Genomic DNA, 17,481 nt, shown 5'->3' with positions numbered 1-17,481 from the left:
GCACCGGTTATGGGGAACCCTATTCCCCAATAATGAGCATAACATCTCGATTAGTTAAGCCATCACTAACGCCTGATCGAGGTCATATGAACACTGAAGTAAAAGCAGCCGTGCAAACCTGGGCCAACAGCCTCAGCGATCTGGTACCTGTGCTCAAGGGCACCGATACCACCACAAGGATGAGCGACATCCGCGATGCCTACGCAAAAATGCTCGGGCAGAATCAGTCGCCTGCTGGCGTGGCGTTTGAAGCAGTCGACATGGGCGGCGTGCCCGCTACGCTGGTGACTCCGGATGAGCTCAAGACCGATGCGGTGCTGATGTACATCCACGGCGGTGCCTACATCGTCGGTCGACCTGACGGCTACCACGGCATCGGCGGCAACTACGCAAAAATGCTTGGCGCGCGGGTGTACATGCCGGATTACCGCCTCGCACCCGAGCATCAGTTCCCCGCCCCCATCGATGACACTTTGCGCGCCTATGAGTGGTTGCTTGAGCAGAACATCGCCGCCAGCAAGATTGCCTTCGCAGGCGAGTCGGCGGGTGGCGCGATGGTGGTCAGCGTGATGGTCGCGGCAAAATCCAAAGGCTTGCCCTTGCCCGCAGTGGGTTCGTCAATCTCGCCTTGGGCCAACCTCGAACACACCGGCGCCTCCATGAGCAATCGTGAAGGCCTTGATCCGCTAAACTCCAAGCCCGTGCTGGACATCCTCGCGCGAGCCTTTCTCGGCGACACCCTGGCCAACCATCCGCTGGCCTCGCCGGTGTTCGCCGACGTCACCGGACTGCCACCGATTCTGGTACAGATCGGCGAAAACGAACTGATGCTCAGTGACGCCATGCGTCTGGCCAATCACCTGGCGGACAACCGCGTCCGGGTCAATCTTGAAGTGTGGCCCGGCATGTTTCACGCCTGGCATTTCTACGCGGGCATACTGGCCGAGGGGCAGCAGGCGCTGGAGAGTTCGGTGCGGTTTATCGAGGCGGGGTTGATTGGGGCGGCTCGCTGATCAGACAGCATTCGCTGCTGATCGGCGACACTTCTGGCTGTATAGCTCGGCGCCTTGGCGGTATGGTGGTTTGCCGACCGCCGAGGAACCCTGAATGCCGAAAAAACCACCACCCCCTGACAGCAACGCCAGCGCAGCCGACATCGAACGCGCCATTCTGGCCTTGAACAAGTTGGCCGAGCGTCTGTGGGGTGACGGGCGCGAAGCCGAGGCCAAGGCGCTGCTCGATGCGCTGGATGCGTTGAACCGCGCCCTCGACCGGATCCGCATCGGGGAAAGTCGCAGGGCCGTCACCCTGCACTGAATCAGACCTGATGAAACTTGCACGGTCACTCATTCTCGTGACCGTGCGCATCGGCACAGGACAATCGTCCGGACTCGCCGCCGGCAATTCGTTCTGCCTGATCGATGCCACGTTTGAGCGCGTCCTCGACTTCCCACTCCACGCCGGGCAATTTCCTGATGCGCTCGTAGGCGCATTCGCCGGTCGCGGTGTAAACGCTGATGAACATTTCGACGTCGCCATCATCGGCTTCCCGTGCCCGTACCTCGATATGACAGCCGTTTTCAACCTCTTCGGTATGGCACTTTTCCGCCTTTTCCGTCGCCTTCCATTTGTTGTAGGTTTCGCCGCGTTTGAACATGTCGTACTCCTGAACTCAACTCGCTCACATCAAAGATCTTTCCTTTGGCGGAATAATTCCACGGACTGCCAAGAGGCATTTTCAGCATAGCGCGTTGATTCGCGCCCGCCGTTTCGCTAGTTCAACCGTTCGTCAGCTTGCGTAACATTCTGTAAAACCAACGCCGGAATGCTCATTCAAAAAGTTCGAGGCCCAGGCGAGCTCAAGTACAACTCGTTATTTAGCCCAGCGTGATTAGCCGGTACAGAAACAGGGTTTTCTGTCCATGGCCAACTGTTGCCCGAAGAAAACAAGGATCGATATAAAGAACAGGAGCATGTATGAAGCGAACAATCAGCTATTGCCTGGTCTATCTCGCTACCAGCGTTCTGCTCGCCGGTTGCAACCTGGTGGTGTTCAACCCCAAGGGCGATGTTGCCCGCGATGAACGCGACCTGATCATCCTCGCCACGGGCCTGATGCTGTTGGTGGTGATCCCGGTCATCGTCATGACGTTCCTGTTCGCCTATCGCTACCGCGCGACCAACAAGAAGGCCCGTTATTCGCCACGCTGGGCCAGTTCGCACAAGATCGAAGCGGTGGTCTGGGGCGTGCCGTTCCTGATTATTTGCGTACTCGGCTGGGTGACCTGGGAAACCACCCATGCACTCGATCCCTATCGCCCGTTGGACTCCGACGTGCCGCACCTCAATGTGCAAGTGGTGGCAACGGACTGGAAATGGCTGTTCATTTACCCCGATCTGGGTATTGCCTCGGTCAATGAACTGGCGATACCGGTGAATACGCCGGTAAGTTTCACCGTCACTTCCGACGCGGCCATGACTTCATTCTTTATTCCGGCACTCGGTGGGCAGATATATGCCATGGCCGGCATGCAGACCAAGTTGCATTTGATCGCCAATGAAATCGGCCAGTATCGCGGGATTGCTGCGAACTATAACGGCCACGGTTTTTCCGACATGCACTTCAGCACCCTGGCACTCAGTGGCGCGGATTACGAAGCGTGGGTCAACAAAGTCAAAGCGGCGCCCGGGCAACTTGATCAAGCCAGTTACGCGGAATTAGCCAAGCCTTCAGTCGCGCACAAGATCACTTATTACTCGGCTGTGCAGGAGCGACTGTTTCTCGACATCGTCGACAAGTACGAAGGAATGAACAAAGCACCGCGCAAGAAGGAAACCCAGGTGCAAAGCAACAGCGACGATGTGCGCGTCAATCAACAACCGAGTCTGCTGGCCGAGGAGCGTTAAATCATGTTCGGGAAACTTTCATGGGACGCGGTTCCATTGCACGAGCCGATTGTCATGTACACCCTGGCTATCGTCGGCCTGATGGGTTTTGCCCTGGTCGGTACCGTCACCTGGAAGCGCAAGTGGGGCTACCTGTGGCGCGAGTGGTTCACTTCGGTGGATCACAAGAAAATCGGCTGCATGTACATCATCGTCGCGCTGGTCATGCTGCTGCGCGGTTTCTCCGACGCGATCATGATGCGTACCCAGCAGGCGATGGCATCCAGTGGCGGGCCGGGCTATCTGCCGCCGGAACACTACGACCAGATCTTCACCGCCCACGGCGTGATCATGATTTTCTTCATGGCCATGCCGTTCGTGGTCGGCCTGATGAACATCGTCGTGCCGTTGCAGATCGGTGCCCGCGACGTCGCCTACCCGTTCCTCAATGCGCTGAGTTTCTGGCTGTTCGTCGTGGGCGCGGCACTGGTGAACATCTCGCTGGGCGTTGGTGAGTTTGCCCGCACCGGCTGGGTCGCCTACCCGCCCCTGTCCGAGCTCGGCTACAGCCCCGGAGTCGGGGTGGATTACTACATCTGGTCATTACAGATATCCGGCATAGGGACGCTGTTAACCGGGGTTAACTTCTTCGTGACCATTCTGAAGATGCGCACCGAAGGCATGACCCTGTTCAAGATGCCGGTGTTCACCTGGAACGCACTGTGCACCTCGATCCTGATTCTTGCTGCGTTCCCGATCCTTACCGCCACCCTGTTGATGCTGACCCTCGATCGTTATCTGGGCATGCACTTCTTCACCAACGAGGCCGGCGGCAACCCGATGATGTACGTCAACCTCATCTGGGCGTGGGGCCATCCGGAGGTGTACATCCTGATCCTCCCTGCGTTCGGGATCTTCTCGGAGATCGCCGCGACCTTCAGCAGCAAGCGCCTGTTCGGCTATGTCTCGCTGGTGTGGGCGACGATTGCGATCACGATTCTGTCGTTCATCGTCTGGCTGCACCACTTCTTCACCATGGGCGCGGGGGCCAACGTCAACGCGTTTTTCGGCATCATGACCATGATCATTGCAGTGCCGACCGGGGTGAAGATCTTCACTTGGCTGTTCACCATGTATCGCGGCCGCGTGCGCTTCGAAACGCCGATGCTGTGGACGCTGGGCTTTATCGTCACGTTCAGTATCGGCGGCATGACCGGCGTGCTGCTGGCGGTCCCCGGGGCCGACTTCCTGCTGCACAACAGCCTGTTTCTGATCGCGCACTTCCATAACGTGATCATCGGCGGCGCCGTGTTCGGCTACATGGCCGGGCTGACTTACTGGTTCCCCAAGGCGTTCGGCTTCCGCCTCAACGACCGCCTCGGGCGCATTGCGTTCTGGTGCTGGCTGGTCGGTTTCTACTTCGCGTTCATGCCGTCTTACGTGCTCGGTTTCATGGGCATGACCCGGCGCCTGAACCATTTCGACAACCCGGCCTGGCAACCGTGGCTGCTGCTGGAACTGTTTGGCGTCGGCATCATTCTTTGTGGCGTGTCCGCGCAGGCGTTGCAGCTCTACGTAAGCATCCGCAACCGCGCGAAACTGCGCGACCTGACCGGCGACCCGTGGGACGGTCGCACGCTGGAATGGGCCACGGCCTCGCCGCCACCGTTCTACAACTTCGCCGAGCAACCGAAAGTCAACGATCTCGACGCCTATTGGGGCATGAAGGAGCGCGGCGTCAGCACCCTCAGTCACACCGACTACCGCGCCATTCACATGCCGCGCAACACCTCCGCCGGCCTGGTGATCAGTGTCTTCGCGCTGATCTGCAGCTTCGCCCTGGTGTGGCATATCTGGTGGCTGGCGATCTTCGGCCTGGTCGCTTCGGTGGTGGCAATGATCGTGCGCAGCTATGACGAAGACATCGACTATTTTGTCCCGGCGCAGGAAGTGGCGCGGATCGAAAAAGCGCGTCTCAAAGACTTGGCGGAGGCTTGAACATGTCCAACATCGTTCTGGATAAAGACATCGCGCACAGCCATGAACATGGCCACGAAGACGCGGGCTCGATGCGCATTTTCGGTTTCTGGATCTACCTGATGACCGACTGCATCCTGTTTGCGACGCTGTTCGCAGGCTATGCGGTACTGCGTGACAGCGTGGCTGGCGGGCCTTCGACCGTCGACATTTTCGAACTGCCCTACGTCCTTGCCGAAACCGCGTTGCTGCTGCTCAGCAGCATCACTTACGGCTACGCGATGCTGGCGATGAACCGCAATGACAAATCCCACGTGCTGCGCTGGCTTGGCGTCACCTTCGTGCTGGGTTGCGGCTTCATCGCCATGGAAATCAACGAATTCCATCATCTGATCGCAGAAGGCTACGGGCCGGATCGCAGCGGTTTCCTCACCGCGTTCTTCACCCTCGTCGGCACCCACGGCGCCCACGTGCTCAGTGGTCTGGTGTGGATGGCGGTGTTGATGCTGCAAGTGCGCAGCCGGGGCCTGACCAATACCAACACCACGCGCCTGAGTTGCCTGAGCCTGTTCTGGCACTTCCTCGATGTGGTGTGGATCTGCGTATTTACCGTGGTTTATCTGCTGGGGGTGGTGTGACATGTATAACCAGAGCCCGATTCATAGCAGTGCCGGCACCAGCCATGGCACCAGTCGTTCGTACATGGTCGGTTTCATCATTTCGGTGATTCTGACCGTCATTCCCTTTGGCCTGGTCATGTACCCGACGTTGCCACGCAGCGTCACCGCCTGGGTGGTGGTTGCACTTGGCGTGGTGCAGGTCTTCGCCCACCTCAAATATTTCCTGCATCTGGACACCGCCAAGGAGCAACGCTGGAACCTCAGAGCGCTGATCTTCTCGGTGGTGATCATTCTTCTGCTGGTGGGGCTTTCGCTATGGATCATGGACAGCATTCACCACAACATGCTGGCGCACTGAAGCAATGGCGGCTGTCGCTGAATGTCGGGCTGGAACTGACCAAGCCCGGCATCATCGTCGGTAATCTGGCTTCGGTGTTCGGCGGCTATCTGCTTGCCGCCGGTGGCCGCCCGGTGTCCCTCGCGCATTTCTTGGCCGCCCTGCTCGGCACCGCGCTGGTCATCGCTTGCGGTTGCGTGATCAACAACTGCGTCGACCGCGATATCGACCGGCGCATGGTGCGCACCTGTCATCGGGCGCTGGCCGTTCGCGCTGTGTCGTTGCCCAGTGCGTTTTGCTACGCGACGGTGCTGGGTGTGATCGGCTTCGGTTTGCTGTGGGTCGGCACCACAGCATTGGCCTGCGCCATGGCGGCAGTCGGTTTGATCGTTTATGCGGGCGTTTATACCTGCCTGATGAAACGCCGTTCGCACTGGGGCACGCTGGTCGGCAGCCTGTCCGGGGCCATGCCGCCGGTGGTCGGTTATTGCGCCGTGACCGGCAGCTTCGATGCCACGGCGCTGATGCTCATCGTGGTGTTTTGCTGCTGGCAGATGCCCCACTCCCACGCGATAACCGTCATGCGCCATGAAGACTTTCGTGCCGCCGGATTGCCGACGTTGACGCTCAGACAGGCACGACGCGAGATCAACCTGTACATGGTCGCGTTCCTGATCAGTGCGGCGATATTGGGCTGGGTGGCGGCTATCAATGTTTCTTATCCGCTGGTGGTGCTCGGGCTGGGCGGCTACTGGTTTTATCTGACGTTGCGACCGGTGCGAACCACCAATGCGAAAGTCTGGGCGAGGCGCATCTTCAGCGTGTCGATCCTGCTGATCCTGGCGCTGAATCTTTCCTTGGCACTGAACGCCGTACTGCCCTCGCCCTCTGCGCTCTACCGCTCATCGGGCGTGGCGGAAAATCATCAAACGCAGGTGCGGGGCGGGTTATCAGAATCGGTAACGACTGCCTTTACAGACCACCTGGAGGAAACCCATGGCTAACGATCCTTCAACAATTGATTGCGCCTGCCCGGGCTGCACCTGCAAATGCAGCGGCGAGCAAACCTTCGAGCGTGACGGCAAGCAGTTTTGCAGTCAGGCCTGCGCCGATCTTCACCCGAAGGGCCAACCGTGCCCGTCCTCGGCCTGCCATTGCGAGCAGAACCTTGGCGCCGATGAGCGCAATGTCAGTGACTCGAAACTGAATCAGGCGGTCGAGGAAACCTTCCCTGCCAGCGATCCGATTTCCCCGTGAGCCTCAATCGACGCAGCCTCAATCTGGTCGCAGCAGCCTTCGCGCTGACCGCCTTGTCCTATGGCTTGGCGCGTTTCGCCTATGGACTGCTGCTGCCACAGATTCGTCAGGATCTGACGCTCAGCGTGACCGCTGCCGGCTGGATCGGAGGCAGTGCGTTTGCGGCTTACTGTGTGGGCATCGTTGCGACGTTTGCCTGCAACGGCAAAGTCAGTCCGCGTGGGTTGACGGTGATGGCCGGCGCCGCTGCGACGCTGGGCATGGGACTGGTGGTTGTCGCTTCGTCGGGATTGACGTTGGGTTGCGGCGTCGCGTTGGCGGGATTGAGCACGGGTCTGACTTCGCCACCATTGGCCAGTGCGGTGGCAGCGCGTCTTGATGATGCGGATCGCCCACAGGCCAATGGTTTTATCAATGCCGGGACAGCGGCGGGCATCGTTTTTTCCGGTTTGGTGGCGATATTGGCGGCCGGGCAATGGCGCCAGCTGTATGCCCTGTTTGCCTTGATCGGCATCGGCGTCACGATCTGGCTCTGGTTTGCGCTACCGCGCCGGGTCGAGCGTGACGTCGCGCAGAACTTCTCGCTGGCAATGCTGCGTCGACCCGGCGTACTGCCTTTGTGCGCCAGTGCTTTCCTGATGGGCCTGGCGAGCACGGCGATCTGGACATTCGGTGCCGATATCCTGCGCAGCGAGGCTGGACTCAGCGATCAGTCGATCGCCTGGGCGTGGATCGTCCTGGGGGCGGCGGGAATCAGCGGCTGCATGACGGGCGTGTTCACCGGCCGATTCGGTGTCGTGCGTATTCAGCATCTGGCACTGGCAGGGATCGCCCTCGGGACGTTGAGCCTGGCGGTCGCTGCCGTTTCAGCCGGCTGGGCCCTCGCAGCAATGTGCCTGTTTGGCGCGGCCTATATCATTTCCTCGGGCGTTTATCTGCTGCAAGGCATCCGCCTGTTTCCGGATCGTCCCGACTTGGGATTGGGCATACCGTTTCTGCTTCTGGCACTCGGTCAAACCGCCGGCACGCCGATTTTCGGCGCAGTGCTGGAGGCAACGGGCGTGACGTTTGCCCTGTGTGTTTTCGCGGCGGCCGCTTGCGCCGCCATGGTGCTGTGCCCAAGAGATGGTGAAAGTCCGCGCGGACAGATGTGCCAATCCACCGAAGGCTTGGGTCGCTAATGATTTTTATCGTCAGGAGTACAAACCATGGCCGTAAACATCAGCAATCTCACCCTCTCCACTCCGGTCCCCGTTTCGGCAACCAATCCGGTCGCACTTGAGCTCAACGGCGCCGAGGCCATTGCGCAGTTCCCCAGCATCGTCACGGTGCTGCCGGATGGATCGCTGCAACTGTCCGCGCCAACCAAAGGCGCCTCGAGCAAGAGCACTCACCGCACTCGCTGCGAATGGAAAGAATCCTTCTATTGGTCTCTGGCCAGCGCCGCTGACCACCTCAACTATCAGGAAATGACCGTGACCAAGGTCAACTCTGCGCAGAAAGTGGTTATCTCGCAGATGCATGTGAAAAACGACGACAGCCCTGCAATCAAAGTGTTCTGGCAGAAAGGCAACATCACCATGGGCTTCCGCCAGAGCTTCAACCAGCCCACCCCGGTCAACACCACGGTGCTCAAGGGCGTGCCGCTGGGGGCGAAGTTCAAGATCACCATTCGCGCCAATTCAGCCGGCGTGGCTCGAGTCACCGTTGACTACAACGGCGTTGTCGGTACATCAGGTGATTTGCAGCTCGACTCAACGTGGAATTCGCAGGTGTTCAATTTCCACGGCGGGGTCTACAACCAGATCGACTACACCGACGCCACGCCGCCAGAGGATGGCTCGATCTGCATCATCAGTGACTTGTTGATTTCGCATACTTAGGCGCTGAAACGAGCAAGGGCCTGCGTCAGCTTCGCTGGCAGGCCCTTGTCAGAGCTGAGCTCAATGGTGGGTTTTCAGCCTCCTCTTCGACTTCGAAATTGCCTGCGTCCTAACGTCGCAGCCTTCAGCTATTGGCAAATCCTGCGCAAGCCGTAGAATCCCGCGCGCTCTTGCAAGCGCGCGTCTGGTCACAGACGCGAACTTGCAGGGCTGGCCATGTCGTCCGACGCCACCGCCCTGCCCGATCGGCAGACATTTGCACAACACCTGTTCCAGCCTGGCAACCGCATGCGCAGAGGCGCACGTTGCGCTGTACGATTTCTTGAGGTTTTTATGTCTCCGCGTTTGCTGGCCATGGCGCTGGCGCCCCTGCTCGGGCTGTTCATTATTGCTCTGGGCAACGGTTTTCTGTCTTCCCTGACCACCCTTCGCCTGGACGCCGCCGGCGCCTCGGCGACGATGATCGGAATTGTTTCGTCGGCCTACTTCATCGGCCTGACGCTGGGCGCGGTGTTCAACGACCGGCTGATACTGCGCATCGGCCACATTCGTGCCTACGGCAGCTTCGCCTCGCTGATCGCCGTGACGATCCTTTTGCAGGGTCTGTTCTATGACGCTTGGGGCTGGCTGGTCCTGCGCCTGATCAACGGCTGGGCCACGGTCGGTGTGTTTCTGGTGATCGAAAGCTGGCTGCTACTGGCCGGTGACGAGAAGATTCGCGGGCGCTTGCTCGCGCTGTACATGATCGTCCTTTATGGCGCTGGCGTTCTGGGCCAGGCGACGCTGGGAACCATCACCGGCATGAGCGACAGCGCGCCGTTCATGGTCGCCGGCATGCTCGCTGCGTTGTCGGTGCTGCCGATCGTGATCCTGCCGCGCGTGTCGCCGCTACTCGATCAGGTCGAGCCGCTCAAGCCCCGGCAACTGCTGGGCGTGACGCCGACCGGGCTGGTCGGCTGTTTCGGCTCGGGGGTGACCATAGCGGCGATCTACACCTTGTTGCCGCTGTATCTGCAACGCAGAGGTCTGGACGTCGGTGAAGTCGGCAGCATGATGGCCTGGACGATTCTCGGCGCGATGTTGCTGCAGTATCCGGTCGGACGCTGGTCCGACCGCACCGATCGCTTGCAGGTGCTGACCCTGCTGACGGTGGCGTGCACCGCGTTATCACTGGTGATTGTGCTGCTGCCGCTGTCTTCGACAGTGCTCGCGGCAATGCTGTTTCTGCTCGGTGGCGGCGTCTTCGCGCTGTACCCGGTGGCCGTCAGCCACGCGGCCGACCGCGCCCCGGCCGAAGCGCTGGTGCCGATGATTCAGGGTTTGCTGTTGATCAACTCGCTGGGCTCGGCCATCAGCCCGATGATGATCTCGCCGGTGATGAATTCGTTCGGCGCCAACGGCCTGTTCTGGGTCTTCGCAGTGGTCAATTTGAGCATGGTCAGCTTTTTCTTCTGGCGCCGTGGCAAACGCCCGGTGCCGGCCAACCCCGCACCGTTCACGGCGGCAGCCACCTATTCGCCGACGGGTGCGGAGTTGCGGGTCACCGAGGATTTGCGCGTCGCCGCTGAGGAGCATCCGGCGATGATGGATGCGATCAGCGGGGAACTGGTGACGCAGCCACGGTGACCGCTGATCAGCAACTGCCCGGCGGGATGCCGTCCTTGTTGAAGTCCTTCAAGCGCTCGCGCTCTTCTTCGGTGGAATGCGCCGGGGTTGTTTGATCCGGTACTTCTTGCGGCACTTCGGTTTTTTCTTCAGTCATGGCTTTGCCCTCGTTGTCGATGCTGTTTCGGCATCGGCGAGGGCTGGCAGTTCCGGATTTTCAGCTCCACCGCAGCCATGCGCTTGAGTTGCGGCGAACATTCCCTTCGACGAACAGCGCCAGATGCTTGCCTCAAGAGCGGGCACGCTCAATCAACATCCTCTGCAACGTGTTGTCCTTCACCCAATAATGGTGGAACAGCCCCGCCAGCGCGTGCAGGCCGATCAGCCAGTAGCCGGCACTGCCAATCCATTCGTGCCAGTACTTGAGTTGTTTGGCCAGGTCCGGATCAATAGCCACCGGCGCCGGCACATGGAAGCCGAAGTACGGAAACGGCTTATCGCCCGCCGCGAGCATCAGCCAGGCCAGGACAGGCGTGACAATCATCAATCCATACAGCGCCAGGTGTGTCAGGTGCGCGATTGCGGTCTGCCACGCCGGCGGCTTGGGGATAATCGGCGGACGCGGGGTCAGGCGGCCGATCAGACGTATCCACACCAACGCGAAGATGCTTGCGCCAAACAGCCCATGCATACCCATCAGCAGGCCGCGTGCTTCGCTGCCTTTGGGCATATAGCCTTTGATTTCGACGCACGCATACACACCGACGAACAACGCCAGCATCAGCCAGTGCATGATGATTGAGAGTTTTCCATAACGGGTTACAGCGGTGTCGCGGATCATAGGAAACGCCTCGTGATTGTTGTGGAGCGACGATCTTCGCTGGCCTACCGTGCTCGCCCAGCCTTAAGACAGTCTGAAGATCGGCGCTGCGGTTAACGGTTTTTCATCTTCAGACTTCGTTAAGAAATGGCTTGGATACTGCGTTCAAACCCATAGAGGGAGGCGCTCTGCCCATGCCCGAATTCGACTGGAACATCCCGCTGCCCTTGCACTTCGGCCAGGCCGAATCGATGCCGATGACGCTGAGAAACGCGTTGCCGGAGGACGAGCTGCGCGCGCCCTTCGAAGCCTTTATCAAGCAGCGTTTTCGCACGGCTCACGGTGCCGAAATCCGCCATTTCATGCCCGAGCTGTTCGGCATGCACAACAGCGATGGCCAGTTGTGCGCAGTGGCCGGGGCCCGTCGAGCGCATCTGCAGGCACTGTTTCTCGAGCGCTATCTGGATGAACCGATCGAGCCGTTGATCAGCGCCGCCGCCGGTCGTGCTGTGGATCGCAAGGTCATTGTCGAAGTCGGCAACCTCGCCGCCAGCGACACCGGCAGTGCGCGCCTGAGCATCATCGCCATCACCTATCTGCTGGCCATGGGCGGCCTGGAATGGGTGACCTTCACCGGCAACATCGGGCTGGTCAACAGCTTCCATCGCCTGGGTTTGAAGCCCGTGACATTGTGCGCCGCTGATCCACAGCGACTGGGTGACGAGCGTCAACACTGGGGCAGTTATTACGAAAGCAAACCCTGGGTGCACGTCGGCAACATTCGCGCGGGATTTGTCCATCTGCGCAATATTGGCCTGTTCACTCGCCTGGGTTTGCCGACTTCTGTTGAAGGAGCCTGCCATGTCGCTTGAATTGCAACGCTTCCAGGAAACCCTGCGCGACCATGCCCGGCGCAATGACAACGCCTCAGCCCTGTGGGGCGACACGCTGAGAATAGATTACGCCACGTTGTATGCCGAGGTGTTGTATCGCCAGGAGCGCCTGCGTGATGAGCAGGTGCAGGTGATTGCGCTGGCGCTGGACAACGGCGTCGACGCGATGCTTTGGGATCTGGCCGTGTTGTTCGAAGGCTTGACCTGCGTAACGCTGCCGCCGTTTTTCAGTGCCGCGCAGCGCGCCCATTGTCTGGAACAGAGCCAGGCCGAACGGGTGATCGCCGAGCCGCAACTGCAAGCCGAGCTGCTGGCGGCGGGATATCAACAACGGGGTGAGTTCTGGTGTCGCTCGTTCAATGGCCCCAGTCGCATGCCGCCGGGCACCGCGAAACTCACGTTTACCTCCGGGACCACCGGCACGCCGAAAGGGGTGTGCCTGGGCGCCGACAGCTTCTTGCGAGTTGCCCGGGAGCTTGATCAGGCAAGCGCAGCTACTGGGCCGGAGCACCATCTGGCGCTGTTGCCTTTGGCGATCCTGCTGGAGAACCTGGGCTGTTATGCCGCGCTATACGCCGGTGCGGTGTTGAGCCTGCCAAGCCAGACAACCCTCGGCATTCAAGGTGCCAGCGGCATCGATGTTGCGCGCCTGCTCGGTTATCTGGCCAAGCGTGCGCCGGAGAGCCTGATACTCGTGCCACAGCTGCTGCAAGTTCTGGTCAGCGCCGCTGAACAGAAGGCTTTCGATCCGCAAACTTTGCTCTTCGCCGCGGTCGGTGGCGCGCGGGTGTCAGTGGATCTGCTGCACCGCGCGCAACGGGTCGGGTTAGCGGTTTACGAGGGATACGGCTTGTCCGAATGCGCCTCGGTCGTATGCCTCAATCGCCCCGGCGCACGCCGTCCGGGCAGCGTCGGGCGCCCTCTGCCTCATATCGAGGTGCGGTTGGCCGAGGACGGGGAAGTGCTGATCAAGGGTTCGGTGTTGCTCGGTTATCTGGGGGAGCCGGCGTATACCGATCAATGGTGGCCGAGTGGCGATCTGGGCGAGTTCGATCCGGAAGGTTTTCTTTATCTCAAGGGCCGCAAAAAACACCAATTCGTCACCAGCTACGGGCGAAACGTCAACCCGGAATGGGTCGAGTCGGAACTGACCCAGCGCCGCCACATCGCTCAAGCGTTCGTCTATGGCGAGGCGATGCCGCACAACCACGCCCTGCTCTGGCCGCATCGTCCGGACTGCACCGATGCCGAGCTGGCCGCAGCCGTCGCCGAAGCGAACGAGGCGTTGCCCGATTACGCCCAGGTGCATCAGTGGACGCGCCTGGCGCAGCCCTTCACCGCCGCCAACGGCCTGCTCACCGCCAATGGCCGGCCGCGCCGCGACGCCATCATCGCGCAGTACCGCACGCAACTGACCGAATCCGCCACTTCCGAGGAATCCGCATAATGAGTTTTTTCGACACCCTGCAAGAAGCCACGCAACGCGAACGCCACGAGCTGTTCAACCTGCCGATCATCGTCGATGCGTTGCAAGGCAAGGTCAGCCTCGACAGCTATCGGGCCTTTCTTGCCCAGGCTTACTACCACGTGCGCCACACCGTGCCGCTGATGATGGCTTGCGGTGCACGCCTGCCGACGCGCCTGGAATGGCTGCGCAAAGCGGTGTGCGAATACATTGAAGATGAATACGGCCACGAGCAGTGGGTACTCAACGACATTGCCGCCTGTGGTGGTGATCGCGACGCCGTGCGCGATGGTCAGCCGTCATTGTCAATCGAGCTGATGGTCAGTTTTCTCTACGACCTGATCGCCCGGGGCAATCCGGTGGGTCTGTTCGGCATGGTAAACGTGCTCGAAGGCACCAGCATTGCCCTGGCCACCCACGTGGCGGGGAGCATTCGCGATCGCCTGGCGCTGCCGGAAACGGCATTCAGCTATCTGAGCTCCCACGGTTCGCTCGACATCGAGCACATGCAGACCTATCGGCGGTTGATGAATCAGCTGCAAGACCCTGACGATCAAGCGGCGGTCATCCACGCATCGAAAGTCGTCTATCGCCTCTACACCGATATGTTCCGTGATCTGCCGCGCGACGCTGAGGCCCAACATGCAGCTGCATGAAGCCCGCGTGGTGCTGACAGGTGCCAGTGGCGGCATCGGCCTGGCCATCGCCAGTGCCTTGTGCGCCGCCGGTGCCAGGGTATTGGCCGTGGCGCGCCATCAGGAGACGCTGTTGCCGCTGCTTGAGCGTTATCCGCAGAACCTCTGCTGGGTCGCCGCCGACCTGACCTTCCTCAGCGATCGGCGCAAAGTGTTGGCCGCCGCCGACGCCATCGGCGGCATCAACCTGCTGATCAACGCCGCCGGGGTCAACCACTTCGCCATGCTCGAACAGCTCGATGACAGTGCCATCAACGCGATGCTGGCGGTGAACATCAGCACGCCAATCTGCCTGACCAAAATGCTCTTGCCGCAGCTCAAGCAGGCTGACAGCGCGATGGTGGTCAACGTCGGCTCGACCTATGGCTCGATCGGCTACCCCGGTTACGCCAGTTATTGCGCAACCAAATTTGCCCTGCGCGGATTCTCCGAGGCGTTGCGCCGCGAGCTGGCCGACACGCGGGTCAGCGTGTTGTATGTCGCGCCCCGGGCCACCCGCACCTCGATGAACAGCGCCGCTGCGCAAGCCTTGAACGATGCCCTCAAGGCCAGCGTTGACGATCCGCAGACCGTGGCGTCGGCAGTGATGCATGCGATTGCCGGCGATCGTCGTGATCTGTACCTAGGCTGGCCTGAGCGATTTTTCGTCCGTTTGAACAGCTTACTGCCGCATCTGGTGGATCGCGGTCTGCGCAAGCAATTGCCACTGATCCGCCGTCTCAGTGAAAAACCTGACAACGAGGCTTCAAAGCCATGAAAAAACTTTCCACTTGCCTGCTGTTTGCTGCCCTTAGTCAAAGCGTCTGGGCGCTTGAGCCGGCTGATCAGCAACGTCTCACCGGCATCCAGCAGAACTGGGCGCACATTCAATACGAGGTCGCGGAAAAGCAGCGCGCCGCGGCGTTCGAGCAATTGGCCAACGAAGCCAACGCGTTCACCACGCAACGCCCGAATGTGGCCGAAGCCTGGATCTGGAAAGGCATCGTTACCAGCAGTTGGGCCGGTGCCGAGGGCGGGCTCGGTGCCCTGGGCAAAGCCAAGGACGCCAAAGCGGACCTGGAAAAATCCCTGACGCTTGACCCTAAAGCCCTGCAAGGCTCGGCATACACCAGCCTCGCTGCATTGTACGATCGGGTACCGGGCTGGCCGATCGGCTTCGGCGACAGCGACAAGGCCGAGCAATTGCTCAAACAAGCCCTGCAGCTCAACCCCGATGGCATCGACAGTCTGTACTTCTGGGGCGACCATCTCTACCGTCAGAAGCGCTACGCTGAAGCCAAGGCAGCGCTGATCAAGGCCAGACAAGCCGCACCCCGTGCGGGCCGCGAAAGTGCCGATGCCGGGCGTCGTAAAGAGATCGACGCCTTGCTGGTGGACGTCAACAAGAAACTCGACTGAAAGGAGTGCGCGTGCGTTTATTACTGATCGAGGATGACGTGGCGCTGGGTGAAGGCATTTATCAGGCGTTGGGTCGCGAGGGTTACACGGTCGACTGGCTCAAGGACGGCAGCAGCGCCTTGCATGCCCTGCTCAGCGAAACGTTTGATGTCGCCGTGCTGGACCTCGGCCTGCCGCGCATGGATGGCCTCGAAGTGTTGCGTCGTCTGCGTGACAGCGGATCGAACCTGCCGGTGTTGATTCTCACCGCGCGCGATGCCACCGAAGACCGCATTGCCGGACTCGACGCTGGTGCTGACGATTACCTGGTCAAGCCGTTCGACCTCGCCGAACTCAAAGCCCGTCTGCGCGCCTTATTGCGTCGCAGTGCCGGGCGCGCCCAGGCGCTGATCGAGCACGCCGGTATCAGCCTCAACCCCGGCACCCAGCAGGTCAGCTATCAAGGCCAACCGGTCGCGCTCACCCCCAAGGAATATCAGTTGCTGCACGAACTGCTGTCGCCGCCGGGGCGGGTGATGACGCGCGATCAATTGATCCAGTTGCTTTACGGCTGGAATGAAGAAGCGGAAAGCAACACCCTCGAAGTGCACATTCATCACCTGCGCAAGAAGTTCTCCACCGACCTGATCCGCACCATCCGCGGCGTGGGTTATCTGGTGGAGGAGCGTCGATGACCTCGATCCGCCGGCGCACGCTGACCCTGATCATCGGCCTGTTACTGGCCGGTCTGGCGGTACTCAGCCTCTTCAACGTGCATGACAGCAACCACGAAATCGCCGAGGTCTACGACGCGCAATTGGCGCAGAACGCACGCCTGCTGCAGGGCGTGATGCGTATGCCGATGGCGAGTACCGAGCACGCGCAGTTGTATCAGGCCTTCAATCAGGCTCTCGGGGAAGCCAAGCCACGGGTTGACGGACATCCTTACGAAAGCAAAATCGCCTTTCAGGTGTGGAACCCGCAAGGCGAGGTGCTGGTACATACCGCCAGTGCGCCCTCCTTCACTGCGCCGCCGACGAGAACGGGGTTCAGCGACGTGGTCGATCTGAAAGGTCGGCAATGGCGAGCGTTCATGCTGGAAGACAAGCAGAATGGCCTGCGCATCTGGGTCGGCGAGCGCGACGATGTGCGCACCGACCTGGTCGACCGCATCGTACGCCACACGCTGTGGCCGAACATGCTCGGCAGCCTGATCCTCGCCGCGATGATCTGGCTGGCCATAGGCTGGGGGCTCAAGCCCCTGGCAGACATGGCGGCGACTCTGCGCGCCCGTCACAGTGGTTCACTTGAGCCGCTGCAACTGACGCCCCTGCCCAGTGAGCTGGAGCCCATGCAGGCAGCGCTCAATCGCATGCTCGCGCAGATTCAGGAAGTGCTCGGCCGCGAGCGTCGCTTTATCGCCGATGCCGCGCACGAAATGCGCACGCCGCTGGCGGTGCTGCGGGTGCATGCCCAAAATCTGCAGGAGGCCGGTACCGAAGAGGAGCGTCGTGAGTCGCTGGAATTTCTGATCTCCGGAGTCGACCGCACCAGCCGACTGGTCAACCAGCTGCTGACCATGGCGCGCCTTGAACCCAAACCCAACCCGCCGCCACTGCAACGCATTGATCTCAGCGAAACCGTACGCAACAGCCTGGTGCAATTG

21 protein-coding genes are annotated in these 17,481 nt (G+C 60.6%); 18 read left to right on the top strand and 3 right to left on the bottom strand.

The window, feature by feature from the left end; all coding sequences use genetic code 11:
* Window positions 1-86 precede the first annotated feature (86 nt).
* Window positions 87-1,013: an alpha/beta hydrolase gene (locus QMX86_RS11080; RefSeq protein ID WP_177433993.1), complete on the top strand. Its 927-nt coding sequence runs from the start codon at window positions 87-89 to the stop codon at window positions 1,011-1,013.
* A 94-nt stretch (window positions 1,014-1,107) separates the two neighbouring features.
* Window positions 1,108-1,317 carry a hypothetical protein gene (locus QMX86_RS11075; protein ID WP_282382711.1) on the top strand — a complete coding sequence of 70 codons (210 nt, stop codon included), beginning with the start codon at window positions 1,108-1,110 and terminating at the stop codon, window positions 1,315-1,317.
* Between the two features lie 25 nt (window positions 1,318-1,342).
* On the opposite strand, the gene QMX86_RS11070 is transcribed toward QMX86_RS11075, so the two are convergent.
* Window positions 1,343-1,657 (bottom strand): hypothetical protein, encoded by a 315-nt coding sequence (locus QMX86_RS11070; protein WP_016774554.1) that lies wholly within the window; start codon window positions 1,655-1,657, stop codon window positions 1,343-1,345.
* A gap of 320 nt (window positions 1,658-1,977) precedes the next feature.
* Between QMX86_RS11070 and cyoA the strand changes: the two genes are divergently transcribed.
* The 9 genes from cyoA to QMX86_RS11025 all read left to right on the top strand — a co-directional run bounded on the left by cyoA (window position 1,978) and on the right by QMX86_RS11025 (window position 10,586).
* A complete protein-coding gene (gene cyoA, locus QMX86_RS11065) occupies window positions 1,978-2,907 on the top strand; it encodes a ubiquinol oxidase subunit II (RefSeq protein WP_016774553.1) in 930 nt (309 codons plus the stop codon).
* 3 nt (window positions 2,908-2,910) lie between these two features.
* A complete protein-coding gene (gene cyoB / locus QMX86_RS11060; RefSeq protein ID WP_039760284.1) occupies window positions 2,911-4,884 on the top strand; it encodes a cytochrome o ubiquinol oxidase subunit I in 1,974 nt (657 codons plus the stop codon).
* 2 nt (window positions 4,885-4,886) lie between these two features.
* The gene (locus QMX86_RS11055) at window positions 4,887-5,501 is read left to right on the top strand and encodes a cytochrome o ubiquinol oxidase subunit III (RefSeq protein ID WP_130929946.1); all 615 of its coding nucleotides are present in this window, start codon (window positions 4,887-4,889) and stop codon (window positions 5,499-5,501) included.
* A gap of 1 nt (window position 5,502) precedes the next feature.
* Entirely contained in the window at window positions 5,503-5,841 is a 339-nt protein-coding gene (gene cyoD / locus QMX86_RS11050; protein WP_016774550.1) for a cytochrome o ubiquinol oxidase subunit IV, read from the top strand.
* On the top strand, window positions 5,799-6,824 hold the full coding sequence (cyoE, locus tag QMX86_RS11045; protein ID WP_282382717.1) for a heme o synthase: 1,026 nt from the start codon (window positions 5,799-5,801) through the stop codon (window positions 6,822-6,824). The genes cyoD and cyoE overlap by 43 nt, the downstream gene beginning before the upstream one ends.
* Window positions 6,817-7,077, top strand: a complete 261-nt coding sequence (locus tag QMX86_RS11040) for a metallothionein (protein ID WP_282382720.1) — start codon at window positions 6,817-6,819, stop codon at window positions 7,075-7,077. The genes cyoE and QMX86_RS11040 overlap by 8 nt, the downstream gene beginning before the upstream one ends.
* Window positions 7,074-8,258: an MFS transporter gene (locus tag QMX86_RS11035; RefSeq protein WP_282382723.1), complete on the top strand. Its 1,185-nt coding sequence runs from the start codon at window positions 7,074-7,076 to the stop codon at window positions 8,256-8,258. Before QMX86_RS11040 ends, QMX86_RS11035 begins: the two co-directional genes overlap by 4 nt.
* 27 nt (window positions 8,259-8,285) lie before the next feature.
* Window positions 8,286-8,960 carry a polysaccharide lyase family 7 protein gene (locus QMX86_RS11030; protein WP_071172297.1) on the top strand — a complete coding sequence of 225 codons (675 nt, stop codon included), beginning with the start codon at window positions 8,286-8,288 and terminating at the stop codon, window positions 8,958-8,960.
* Between the two features lie 288 nt (window positions 8,961-9,248).
* Window positions 9,249-10,586: an MFS transporter gene (locus QMX86_RS11025; RefSeq protein WP_348776222.1), complete on the top strand. Its 1,338-nt coding sequence runs from the start codon at window positions 9,249-9,251 to the stop codon at window positions 10,584-10,586.
* Between the two features lie 7 nt (window positions 10,587-10,593).
* Here the strand turns inward: QMX86_RS11025 and QMX86_RS11020 are convergent, their stop codons facing one another.
* Window positions 10,594-10,722: a hypothetical protein gene (locus QMX86_RS11020; RefSeq protein ID WP_024012797.1), complete on the bottom strand. Its 129-nt coding sequence runs from the start codon at window positions 10,720-10,722 to the stop codon at window positions 10,594-10,596.
* A 132-nt stretch (window positions 10,723-10,854) separates the two neighbouring features.
* Window positions 10,855-11,406 carry a cytochrome b gene (locus QMX86_RS11015; protein WP_282382730.1) on the bottom strand — a complete coding sequence of 184 codons (552 nt, stop codon included), beginning with the start codon at window positions 11,404-11,406 and terminating at the stop codon, window positions 10,855-10,857.
* Between the two features lie 173 nt (window positions 11,407-11,579).
* On the opposite strand from QMX86_RS11015, the gene QMX86_RS11010 reads away from it, so the two are divergent.
* The 7 genes from QMX86_RS11010 to QMX86_RS10980 all read left to right on the top strand — a co-directional run.
* Entirely contained in the window at window positions 11,580-12,257 is a 678-nt protein-coding gene (locus QMX86_RS11010; RefSeq protein ID WP_282382733.1) for a thermostable hemolysin, read from the top strand.
* Entirely contained in the window at window positions 12,247-13,725 is a 1,479-nt protein-coding gene (locus QMX86_RS11005) for an AMP-binding protein (RefSeq protein WP_282382736.1), read from the top strand. The genes QMX86_RS11010 and QMX86_RS11005 overlap by 11 nt, the downstream gene beginning before the upstream one ends.
* Complete coding sequence (locus tag QMX86_RS11000; protein ID WP_282382739.1) at window positions 13,725-14,399, top strand: iron-containing redox enzyme family protein; 675 nt, start codon at window positions 13,725-13,727, stop codon at window positions 14,397-14,399. The genes QMX86_RS11005 and QMX86_RS11000 overlap by 1 nt, the downstream gene beginning before the upstream one ends.
* Complete coding sequence (locus QMX86_RS10995) at window positions 14,386-15,195, top strand: SDR family oxidoreductase (RefSeq protein ID WP_282382742.1); 810 nt, start codon at window positions 14,386-14,388, stop codon at window positions 15,193-15,195. The genes QMX86_RS11000 and QMX86_RS10995 overlap by 14 nt, the downstream gene beginning before the upstream one ends.
* Window positions 15,192-15,836, top strand: a complete 645-nt coding sequence (locus QMX86_RS10990) for a tetratricopeptide repeat protein (RefSeq protein ID WP_071172290.1) — start codon at window positions 15,192-15,194, stop codon at window positions 15,834-15,836. Before QMX86_RS10995 ends, QMX86_RS10990 begins: the two co-directional genes overlap by 4 nt.
* Before the next feature lie 11 nt (window positions 15,837-15,847).
* Entirely contained in the window at window positions 15,848-16,510 is a 663-nt protein-coding gene (locus tag QMX86_RS10985) for a response regulator (protein WP_016774538.1), read from the top strand.
* On the top strand, window positions 16,507-17,481 hold a 975-nt coding region (locus QMX86_RS10980; RefSeq protein WP_282390391.1), incomplete at its 3' end, for a histidine kinase dimerization/phospho-acceptor domain-containing protein. The genes QMX86_RS10985 and QMX86_RS10980, both read left to right, overlap by 4 nt.

Origin of the sequence: Pseudomonas sp. PS01270, assembly GCF_029959775.1 — a bacterium.
In the GTDB taxonomy this organism is placed as follows: Bacteria; Pseudomonadota; Gammaproteobacteria; order Pseudomonadales; family Pseudomonadaceae; genus Aquipseudomonas; species Aquipseudomonas atacamensis.
Note: the sequence above shows the minus strand (reverse complement) of the source record. Positions and strands in the feature narration are given on the sequence as shown.

Bases quoted from the DNA above. Each gene is read 5' to 3' on its own strand.
- QMX86_RS11005 (WP_282382736.1), top strand. From the start codon at position 12,247: ATGTCGCTTGAATTGCAACGCTTCCAGGAAACCCTGCGCGACCATGCC.
- QMX86_RS11020 (WP_024012797.1), bottom strand. From the start codon at position 10,722: ATGACTGAAGAAAAAACCGAAGTGCCGCAAGAAGTACCGGATCAAACA.
- QMX86_RS11055 (WP_130929946.1), top strand. From the start codon at position 4,887: ATGTCCAACATCGTTCTGGATAAAGACATCGCGCACAGCCATGAACAT.
- QMX86_RS11010 (WP_282382733.1), top strand. From the start codon at position 11,580: ATGCCCGAATTCGACTGGAACATCCCGCTGCCCTTGCACTTCGGCCAG.
- cyoB (WP_039760284.1), top strand. From the start codon at position 2,911: ATGTTCGGGAAACTTTCATGGGACGCGGTTCCATTGCACGAGCCGATT.
- cyoE (WP_282382717.1), top strand. From the start codon at position 5,799: ATGGATCATGGACAGCATTCACCACAACATGCTGGCGCACTGAAGCAA.
- QMX86_RS11075 (WP_282382711.1), top strand. From the start codon at position 1,108: ATGCCGAAAAAACCACCACCCCCTGACAGCAACGCCAGCGCAGCCGAC.
- cyoD (WP_016774550.1), top strand. From the start codon at position 5,503: ATGTATAACCAGAGCCCGATTCATAGCAGTGCCGGCACCAGCCATGGC.
- QMX86_RS11040 (WP_282382720.1), top strand. From the start codon at position 6,817: ATGGCTAACGATCCTTCAACAATTGATTGCGCCTGCCCGGGCTGCACC.
- cyoA (WP_016774553.1), top strand. From the start codon at position 1,978: ATGAAGCGAACAATCAGCTATTGCCTGGTCTATCTCGCTACCAGCGTT.
- QMX86_RS10995 (WP_282382742.1), top strand. From the start codon at position 14,386: ATGCAGCTGCATGAAGCCCGCGTGGTGCTGACAGGTGCCAGTGGCGGC.
- QMX86_RS11000 (WP_282382739.1), top strand. From the start codon at position 13,725: ATGAGTTTTTTCGACACCCTGCAAGAAGCCACGCAACGCGAACGCCAC.
- QMX86_RS11030 (WP_071172297.1), top strand. From the start codon at position 8,286: ATGGCCGTAAACATCAGCAATCTCACCCTCTCCACTCCGGTCCCCGTT.
- QMX86_RS11070 (WP_016774554.1), bottom strand. From the start codon at position 1,657: ATGTTCAAACGCGGCGAAACCTACAACAAATGGAAGGCGACGGAAAAG.
- QMX86_RS10990 (WP_071172290.1), top strand. From the start codon at position 15,192: ATGAAAAAACTTTCCACTTGCCTGCTGTTTGCTGCCCTTAGTCAAAGC.
- QMX86_RS11080 (WP_177433993.1), top strand. From the start codon at position 87: ATGAACACTGAAGTAAAAGCAGCCGTGCAAACCTGGGCCAACAGCCTC.
- QMX86_RS11025 (WP_348776222.1), top strand. From the start codon at position 9,249: ATGCGCAGAGGCGCACGTTGCGCTGTACGATTTCTTGAGGTTTTTATG.
- QMX86_RS11015 (WP_282382730.1), bottom strand. From the start codon at position 11,406: ATGATCCGCGACACCGCTGTAACCCGTTATGGAAAACTCTCAATCATC.